The organism is Dietzia sp. SLG310A2-38A2, assembly GCF_014145095.1.
Classification (GTDB): domain Bacteria; phylum Actinomycetota; class Actinomycetes; order Mycobacteriales; family Mycobacteriaceae; genus Dietzia.
The window spans coordinates 1-2,707 of record NZ_JAALDX010000300.1 but is presented as its reverse complement, the minus strand read 5'-3'; the positions used below and the strand labels follow the sequence as shown (position 1 = coordinate 2,707).

2 protein-coding genes are annotated in these 2,707 nt (G+C 65.0%); both read right to left on the bottom strand.

Annotated features, from left to right (window positions below; translation table 11 throughout):
* Window positions 1-121: 121 nt before the first annotated feature.
* On the bottom strand, window positions 122-877 hold the full coding sequence (locus G6027_RS11180; RefSeq protein WP_182637249.1) for an ATP-binding protein: 756 nt from the start codon (window positions 875-877) through the stop codon (window positions 122-124).
* Entirely contained in the window at window positions 874-2,535 is a 1,662-nt protein-coding gene (istA, locus tag G6027_RS11175; protein WP_346995699.1) for an IS21 family transposase, read from the bottom strand. The genes G6027_RS11180 and istA overlap by 4 nt, the downstream gene beginning before the upstream one ends.
* Window positions 2,536-2,707 lie beyond the last annotated feature (172 nt).

Below are 2,707 nucleotides of genomic sequence, written 5' to 3'. Positions count from 1 at the left end.
GAACGAGCCCCTGGTCTTGGTGATCTTTTGTTTGGGACGCCTTTCGGAAAGCGCGGTTCTGATGATCGGGTAGCGGTCGGACGGGCATCGGATAGCGGCCCGTCCGACCGCGGTGTCCGGGTTATCGGATCTCGGCGAGGTGCCTGCGCATGTTTGGGCCGTCGAGGGCGATGATCTCGGCGCCGGCGACGATCCGGTTGAGGATCGATTCGGCGATGACCGCGTCTTGGAGCGACTTGTACCAATCGGGCGGATCGAACTGCGAGGTCACCAGAGTCGAGCCCCGCCCTTCTCGAGCGGCGAGGATGTTGAGCAGCTCCGCCGCGGTGTGCGGAGCCACCGGGGTGGTCAGGAAGTCGTCGAGAACCAGCAGGTCACAGTTGTGCAGGTCGGTGAGGAAGTCCAGCCTGCGCTGCGAGGTCGGTTCTAGAACGGCGAGCCGGTTGGCCAGGTCGTCGAGTCGGAAGAACCTCGCGGTGTAGTACTTTCGGCACGCGGCGTTGAGCAGTGCCTGGGCGAGGTAGGTCTTGCCCACGCTGGACTGGCCGAGCACGACGAGATTGCGAGTGGCGTCGATCCATTGACAGCTACTCAGTCGTGCGATTAGCTCGCGGTTGACGTTGCGGTCAGGCAGGTAGCGGATCTCTTCTACGCAGGCATCAGGGTTTGGCGATCTGGAGGCCTTGAGTAGCTTCTGGGTCCGGCGTTCCTGCCTGGCCGTGATCTCTTTGTCCAGGGCGTGGAAGATCTTCTCCGAGAAGGTCCACTCGTCGCAGGCGGGATCGTTGGCCAAGTCGATGACGGTCTGGCCGAACGCGGTCATCCGCAGCTGGGTGAACAGTGGCATGTCGGCGTCGGTGAGATGACGATCAGTCACTGCAGCTCCTCCTTCCCCGCGGTGCCGGTGGTCGTGCTCGGGCCTCCTGTGAGGGCGGCGAGACTGAACTGCTCGGGCCCCGCCAAATGCGCCCCTGTGGTGTCTCGCCGACCTGGCGATACCGCTACAGGCGTTGCGGTCGCCGGCGGCGTCGTCGCGGTCGTGGTGGGTCGGGCGGCGGCCTGGGTCCTCAGGGCCGCCACCTGCTGTTTGATGGCGGTGTAGCTGATCGCCCGGCGGGAGGTCTCGGAGACGAGTTGGCCGCAGGCCCGCTCGAGCAGCTGCTTGTTGTCGCCGCGGGCCAGGGCGAGGATGTTCTGGCACGAGCGGTAGCCCTGCGCCTCGATGCGCTGGCGATCCAGGACCTCGCTGATCGCGGTGACGGTGTGCGGTCCGATCTTGTGAGCCTGGCGCACGAAGTACGCCCGCGACCACAGGTCGGATGACTGCAGGTGCTGGGCGGGAACATGGTCAGGGTCGGTGACGAAGGAATGCCGCCTACCGGAGACGGCGTGGGAGGCGATGACCTCGCCGCTAGCCATGACCGTGAGTGTGGGGCCGGTGATCTTCACGTCGACGTGCTGGCCGGCGAAGGTGTAGGGCACCGAGTACTTCACCGTGGCGATCTCCACGTGGTAGTCCCGGTTGACCTTGGACTTCTTCCAGATGACTGGCTGCCAGCGGGCCTCGGGAAGGTCGATCAGCTCCGGTTTCTCGTGCTCGGTGAACAGCTCGCGGCGGCTGGTCTTCTGGCCGCGGAACGGGGTCCGGTCGTTGATCGCCTCGACCTCGGCGGCGATCGCCTCGTTCGCATCGTCCAGGCTCGCGAAGCGCCGGTCGGCCAGGCGGCCGATCACCCAGTTCGTCACCACTTTCACTCCGGCTTCGACGTTGCCTTTGTCTTTCGGGCGAACCGGCCGAGTGGGCACGGCGGCGGTGTGGTGGTATTCGAGGAAGTCGCGGTACTCGCGGTTGACCTCGCGGGCCCGGTCGCCGCGGGTGATCTGATTCGACGCCGTGGAGGCGTTGTCGGGGACGATCACCTGCGCCGCGCCGCCGAAGTACTCGAACGCCCGCAAGTGCGCGTCGAGCCAGTTCGGCATCTTTTCGTCCAGACAGCCGCAGGCGAAGACCATCCCCGAGTACGGCAGCGACGCCACGAACACCGACACCGTTGTCCTGGTGCCGGTGACGGGGTCGAAGATCGCCATCTTCGTGCCCGCCCAGTCGACCTGCATCGTGTGCCCGGGAACGTGGGCGATCCGCATCGTGAGCTCGTTGACCTCGACGTACGCGCCGATGATCTGGCAGAACCGCTGATAGCTGTAGTGCCGCTGCCCCGGCGAACCGGCGGTATCGAGGTAGTTGGCCCACAGCACCCGCAGCGGCAGCTTCTTCTTGCCCGTCCGCTTCTTCACGGTCGCAGCGACGTCGAAGGCGACGAACTCCTCCGACGGCGTCTTACGGCCATCGGTGAACAAGGCGTCGATCTCCTCGCCGCTGAGCGCCTCGACTTGGCTCGTGGCGGTCAGCCCGTGGTCGTGGCAGACCTTTTTCGCTTTGGCGATCGTGCGGTGCGAGCAGCCCGCGATCGCCTCGATGTCCCGGTAGGACCTGTCCTGCAGCAGTAACGACATCACCAATCGGTAATCAGTCACCGTGCCTCCTGTTCGGATCCACGCGCAGCCTGGTTGCCACGCGTGAAGCCGAGACCAGCACACGACGCCGCCCACCGCTATCCGATGCTCATACTCGCGCTACCCGATCATCAGAACCCTGCTTTCCGAAAGGCGTCCCTAACAATCTTTCGGAGTTGATAGTTGATCGACT